7 protein-coding genes are annotated in these 6,320 nt (G+C 67.0%); all 7 read right to left on the reverse strand.

Translation table 11 applies throughout. The annotated features are described in order from the left end of the window. The coding region (locus tag Q0379_RS10130; protein ID WP_299007866.1) for a methyl-accepting chemotaxis protein at nt 1-1,358 on the reverse strand (1,358 nt) is incomplete at its 3' end. Between the two features lie 39 nt (nt 1,359-1,397). Next, nucleotides 1,398-2,765, reverse strand: coding sequence for a porin (locus tag Q0379_RS10135; protein ID WP_299007868.1), 1,368 nt, complete (start codon nt 2,763-2,765; stop codon nt 1,398-1,400). A 300-nt stretch (nt 2,766-3,065) separates the two neighbouring features. Then, nucleotides 3,066-3,779, reverse strand: coding sequence for a DNA polymerase III subunit epsilon (dnaQ, locus tag Q0379_RS10140; protein WP_299007870.1), 714 nt, complete (start codon nt 3,777-3,779; stop codon nt 3,066-3,068). A 31-nt stretch (nt 3,780-3,810) separates the two neighbouring features. Further along, nucleotides 3,811-4,410 (reverse strand): dephospho-CoA kinase, encoded by a 600-nt coding sequence (gene coaE, locus Q0379_RS10145; RefSeq protein ID WP_299007873.1) that lies wholly within the window; start codon nt 4,408-4,410, stop codon nt 3,811-3,813. Next, the gene (aroE, locus tag Q0379_RS10150; RefSeq protein WP_299007876.1) at nt 4,404-5,276 is read right to left on the reverse strand and encodes a shikimate dehydrogenase; all 873 of its coding nucleotides are present in this window, start codon (nt 5,274-5,276) and stop codon (nt 4,404-4,406) included. The genes coaE and aroE overlap by 7 nt, the downstream gene beginning before the upstream one ends. Then, the gene (locus Q0379_RS10155) at nt 5,273-5,872 is read right to left on the reverse strand and encodes a nucleoside triphosphate pyrophosphatase (RefSeq protein WP_299007879.1); all 600 of its coding nucleotides are present in this window, start codon (nt 5,870-5,872) and stop codon (nt 5,273-5,275) included. The genes aroE and Q0379_RS10155 overlap by 4 nt, the downstream gene beginning before the upstream one ends. Nucleotides 5,873-5,877: 5 nt before the next feature. Further along, nucleotides 5,878-6,320, reverse strand: a 443-nt coding sequence (locus tag Q0379_RS10160; protein WP_299007882.1) for a kinase/pyrophosphorylase, incomplete at its 5' end; no start/stop codon positions are given.

Below are 6,320 nucleotides of genomic sequence, written 5' to 3' on the forward strand. Positions count from 1 at the left end.
AGGTTGGTCTGGAAGGCGATCTCGTCGATCACGCCGATGATCTGGCTGATCTGGCTGGACGAGCTTTCGATCTCGCTCATGGCCGCGACCGCGCGCTCGGCGATCTGGCCGCCGCTCTCGGCGTCGGACTTGGCGCCGGCGACCGCCGATCGGGCGAAACCCGCGCCTTCGGCGGTCTTGTTGACCGTGGCGGTGATCTCTTCCAGCGCCGCGGCGGTCTCTTCCAGACTGGCGGCCTGCTGCTCGGTGCGACGCGACAGGTCGTCGGAGGCGGCGGAGATTTCCCGAGCCCCGCCGCTGATGGTCATGACCGCGTGGCGAACGCCCGACATCACGTTCTCGAGCTTGGCGATCGAGGCGTTGAAGTCGTCCTTCAGCTGCTCGGTCTTGGGCGAAAGCTGTTCGGTGATCCGGTGCGTCAGATCGCCGGTCGACAGGGCGTGCAGGCCTTTGCCCAGCGCCTCGATCGCCGCGCGATCCTCGGCCGCCTCCCGGGCGCGCTGGGCCTCGGTCTTGGCGCGCTCGGCCTCCCCGGCCTCGCGCATGGCGCCGGTTTCCTTCTCGAGGCGGATGGCCTTGAGGCTGTTTTCCTTGAAGGTCTCGAAAGCGCGCGACAGCGAACCCACCTCGTCGGCGCGATCACGGTCGGGCGTCTCGACGTCGAAGTCGCCGTCGGCCAGGCGCAGCATCGACTGGGTCATGCGGCCCACGGGAGCCGCGACCAGGGTCGTCAGCTGCCAGCCCATGCCCACGGCGATGACGACCAGGCCCAGGCCGCCGCCGATCAGCATGGCGACCGACGAGAAGATCGCCTTGTGCTGGGCGTCCTCGCGCATGGCCATTCGCGCCTGCTCGGTCGAGCGGATCACCCCGATCCGTTTGATGATGTGGGTTACCCGAGCCTTCTCGCCGGCGTCCGTCAGGATCTGACGGCCTTCCTCCTTACGGGCGGGATCCAGCCCGGCCATGGTCAGCGGCCGACCGTAGGTGTCCAGCCAGATCTTGGTGTCGGCCTTCACCTTCGCCAGGTCGGCTTTTTCCTTGTCGGTCAGGTTGAAGGAATCGAGCTTGGCGATCGCGTCGTCGAAGCCTTTCAGGCCCTCGTCGTAAGAGGCCATGTACTTGACGCTGCCCGTCAGCAGGATCCCGCGCATCTGCGAGTTCACCCGCAGGATGTTCTTCTCCGCGGTCTGGGTCTGGTCGATGATCGACTTGCTCTCATCGTTCAACCGGATGGCCTGCTGCATGCCCGTGAGCTGCAGGAAGACGCTGACGATCATCGCCACGGCCGCGGCCAGCAACAGGCCAAACGACAGCATGATCTTGTTACGGATCGAGATGTTCTTCAGGAACGACATCCAGGTCTCCAGACCGCCGAGAATTTATGAAAGATAGAGCTAGAATTCGATCTGCATGCGGGCTTGGACGACCGTCACGTCGGCGTCGTTCTCAATCGCGCCGATGCGGCGATTGTTGACCTTGGCCTTGGTGATGTTCGCCATGAAGCGGACGTTGTTCTGGGGATACCAATTCACGCCCGCCGTCAGGCCCTTGTAGGTGCCGGCCGTCGCCAGGCCCGGCTGGCTGGCCAGGGCGGTTACGGCGTTCGGGCTCATCTTGGTCAGGTCGGCGTAGTCGTAGCGGCCCGCCAGTTCGAAGGCGCCCATGCCGCCCTTGTCGATCGGGTGCGCGATCTTGATCTTCCCGAACTGGCCGGCCGCGCTGTACGGACGGGTCTCGCCGGTCGGGAACCAGCTGGCCGAGGCGTAGCCCGTGACGATGTTGAAGTCCGGACCGCCGTTGGCCGCGCTTTGGGTCGTGGCCACGCGGTTGACCTTGATGCGGGCGACCTCGCCCTGGACTGAAACGCTCTTGTGAGCCCAGGCCGCTTCAACGCCCACAGTGGTGTCGCTCTTGCCGACCGCGCCGGTCGACAGCAGCACGCCGCCGGTCGAGGTCTGGGGCTTGTAGGCGGTGTTCGCCGCGGCCGAATAGGTGAAGCCCGCCTCGCCGCCGGTCTCGCGGTAGCGCACCGAGGCGCCCAGGTGAACGGCGTCGGTCGGGGTCATCACCGGCGCCCAGGTGCCGCGCGCCGCGAAGCCCGAGCGCTCCTTGGCTTTGTTGGCGTTATAGGCGCCCGCCGAGACGTCGGCCTTGTTGATCGTGTCGCCCTGCAGCGCGCCGCGCAGCGACCAGTTCTTGCCGACCTTGGTGACCTGGGCGGCCAGCACGAAGCCATTGTCGTTCAGATCGCCGAACGGGCCCCGCTCCATGAAGGTGATGGATTTGATCGAGGTGAGGTTCTCAAGACCGGTGGTCTTCTGGTTGCCGAGCGTGATCAGCACGCCGCTCTTGGTCTTGTATTCGATGACCGCGTCGTCCCAGCCCCAGGCGCCGCCGTTCGCCGCGCCGCCTTCGATGCGATAGGCCCACTGGCCGAACGCGCCTTCCGCGCCCAGGAACACCTGGCGGGCGCGATATTGGCGCGCCTTGTACGAGGGGCCGGTGTCGCGGTCGACATTGACGTTGACGCCGTCGAGCATGACGCGACCGCGCAGCTTGAACGTCGCGCCGCTGGCGTCCGTGAAGCGAGGCGAACCTTCCCATTTGATCTGGGTCGCGGGCGCGGCCGCGGGCTTGGCCGCGGCCTTGGTCTCCAGGGACTGGAGACGCTCTTGCATGACCTTGATCTGCGCCTTCAGCTCCTCGAGCGAGGCGGCGTCCGACGCCGGCGCCTCTTGGGCGGCGGCGACACTGGCCATCATCGATGCAGCCAGCAGAGTTACGGAGAATAATTTTCGCACGAGAGATCGCCCCGTTTCTGAGAAATCCAGAATTGTTGGGCGAAGTTGATCGGCGCGGCCGGTGAATTCGTGATTAATACATCGTGAGGCGCGACAATATGACCTATCTAAGAGCCAAGTTCTGCCTCAGCGCCTGAGATCCGTTTTGAATACCACGGTTATGCAGAACGTGGCCTTTGAGTTGCGAACTCTGGGTCCGTCAACTTTTCGGGCGAATGCGCCATGGCGTGAGCCGAGCGGAGCTGGAAAGCCCAGCCGGCCTTAGCCTTCAGCGGAGACGACCCCGAATTTGATCCACAAGGCCTGCTCCTTGAGGTTCTTGCGAACCCAGGCGGCATGGACCTCCCGCTCGGCGTCGGTCGAACGCGGAGCGAGCGGGCGAGCGCGGGCGCCGTAAGAGCCCTGGACGGCGGCCGACACGGCCAAGGTCTCGACCACATGGGTCAGCTCCAAGGCCCGTTCCTTACCGCCCTGCAGCTCGAGATAGACCTCGGCCAGCAGGTGGGCGTCGATCAGGGCGCCGTGCTTGTCGCGGCTTTCCAGGCTGATCTTGAAGCGTTTGCACAGCGCGTCGAGCGAGTTGTACATGCCCGGAAAGCGCTTCTTGGCCATCGCGAGCGTATCGACCCAGCGGTCCTCATGGATCGGGGCGCGGCCGCATTTCTCCAGCTCGAAATTGACGAACTGCCGGTCGAACGCGGCGTTGTGGGCCACCACGACGCTGTCGCCGACGAACTCGACGAAGCGATCGGCGATCTCGTGGAACTTCGGCTTGCCGGCCAGGAAGGCGCTGGAGAGGCCGTGGACCTTCTCGGCCTCGGCCGGCATGTCGCGCAGCGGGTCGCAATATTCGTGGAACGAGCGGCCCGTCGGCATGAAGTCGACCACCTCGATGCAGCCGATTTCAACCAGGCGGTCTCCCGTCTTGGGATCGAAGCCGGTCGTTTCGGTATCGAGGATGATCTCGCGGGCCATGGCCCTTCTTTGAGCCGGTTCGACTCCGGCATCAAGCGGAGCGGGAAGTTCTCAACAGAGTCAGAAGGTCGCGGACCTGCTGGCGAGCAGGTTCGACGCCCTGGCCGGTGTCGATGACGAAATCCGCGCGGGCGCGCTTTTCGGCGTCGGGCAGCTGGCGCGCCAGGATCGCCTCGAACTTCTCGGGCGTCATCTCCGGGCGGGCCAGGACGCGGGCGCGCTGCACCTCGGGCGGGGCCGAGACGACGACCACCTTGTGAACGCTCTTCTCGCCGCCGGTCTCGAACAGCAGCGGCACGTCCAGCACGACGATGTCCCGGCCTTCGGCCTGGGCCTTCTGGAAAAAGCCGATGCGGTCGGCGCCGACCAGCGGGTGGACGATCGCTTCCAGCTTGGCCATGGCCTCGGAGTTGCCGACGACCTTGGCGCTGAGCTTGGCCCGGTCGATCGCCCCGTCGGTCAGCACGCCCGGGAAGGCGGCCTCCACCGGAGCCACGGCGGCGCCCCCGGCGGCGTAGAGCGCGTGAACGGCGGCGTCGGAGTCGTAGACGGGAACACCCTCGGCCTCGAACATCGCCGCGGTCGTCGACTTACCCATTCCGATCGATCCGGTCAGGCCCAGGATCAGCATGATTCACCCAAGAGCTTCAGGGCCATGCCGCGCACATCGACAGCAGGCGAGGGGGCGACGCCATAGATCGCCTCGAAGCTGGGTATGGCCTGGCGCAACAGCATCTCCAGGCCATCAACCGTCCGGCGGCCCGCCGCTTCGGCGCGACGCAGGAATTCGGTGCGCAGCGGCTTGTAGACCATGTCCATGACCACGGCCGTCTTCGGCGTGAGCGAGAGATCCGCCGCTGGTCCCTCGCCGCCGCCCAGGCCGAGCGAGGTGGCGTTGATGACGAGACCGGCGTCGGCCAGCAGGCCGGGCAGGGCGGCGTCCTCGGCGGCGATCACCTTGGCGCCGAAGGCGTCGGCCAGCTCCTGGGCGCGGGCCAGGGTGCGGTTGACGATGCGGATCTCGGGCGCGCCGGCCAGAAGCAGGGCGGCGATCGCCCCGCGCGCCGCGCCGCCGGCGCCGAGGATCACGACCGGGGTGGCCGCGACGTCAAAGCCGGGCGCCTGAGCTTCGACGGCGCCGAGCAGGCCGGGACCATCGGTATTGTCGGCGTGGACCGAGCCGTCCGGCGCGAACAGCAGGAGGTTCGCCGCCCCAGCCATCTTCGCCAGATCGCTGGCGGTGTCGGCCAGCGCCAGGGCGCGCTCCTTGAACGGGATGGTGACATTGACCCCGCGCACCGCGCCGCCGCGCAGGCCGTCGATGAAGGTCTCGAACCGTTCGGCCGCCGGGGCGAACGGCACATAGGCCGCGTCGAGGCCCGCCGCGGCGATCCAGGCGTTGTGGATCACCGGGCTCATCGAGTGCTTGATCGGCTGGCCGCAGACGCCGCCGACGACCGCCGCGCCGGAGATTGTCCCCGAGTTCGTCGAAGTCATGCCACCAGGGCTCCGTGGAGACGCAGGAAGTCCAGAAGTCCGACCAAAGGCAGACCCAGTATGGCGAAGTAATCCCCGTCGATCTGGTCGAACAGCTGCACGCCCTCGCTCTCCAGCTCATAGCAGCCGACCGACCACAGCAGGGCCTCGCCTCGCCGCTCTATATACTGGTCCAGCCAAGCCTCGCTGAACGGCCGCACCGACAGCTTGGTCGTATCGACGACTCGCCAGATCGGCTGGCCGTCGCGGGCGACGACCACGGCCGAGTGCAGCTTGTGGACTTGGCCCCGGAGCTCGAGCAGCCGGGCGCGGGCTTCGTCCAACGTATCCACCTTGTCGATCAGCTTGCCGCGCAGGTCGAGCGTCTGGTCCGCGCCGATCACCAGGCCCGGCCGCTTGGTCGAGACCTTGACCGCCTTCATCTCGGCCAGCGCATCGGCGATGTCGCGCGGGCTGACCTCTTCGGCCAGCAGTCCAGCCTTGGCGGCGTCTTCGTCGACGCCGGAACCGACCGCCTCGAAGGCGACGCCGGCGTTCTGCAGGATCATCTGGCGGGCCGAGCTCTTGGACGCCAGGGTAACAGGGGTAAGCGTCACAGGCGTCAGGCTCCCATGACCTCGACCTTGCCGCGGCCGCCCGACAGCAGGTTGATCACCGCCGCCGCCGTCTCCTCGACCGAGCGGCGGGTGATGTCGATCACCGGCCAGCCCTGGCGCTCGAACAGGCGGCGGGCGGCGATGATCTCCTGGCGCACGGCGTCGGCTTCGACATAGTCGCTCTCGCGGGTCTCCTTGAGGGAAAGCAGGCGGTTGCGGCGAATCTGGATCAGCCGGTCGGGCGAGGTGATCAGGCCGACGATCAGGGTGTTCTTCAGCTCGAACAGCTCCTGCGGCGGCGGACGCCCCGGCACCAGCGGCACATTGGCGGCGCGCACGCCGCGATGGGCCAGATAGATGCAGGTCGGGGTCTTGGAGGTCCGCGACACACCGACCAGGATCACGTCGGCCTGGGTCAGGTCCTGGCCGCCCTGGCCGTCGTCGTGGG

This window comes from uncultured Caulobacter sp. (assembly GCF_937900395.1).
Lineage (GTDB): Bacteria > Pseudomonadota > Alphaproteobacteria > Caulobacterales > Caulobacteraceae > Caulobacter.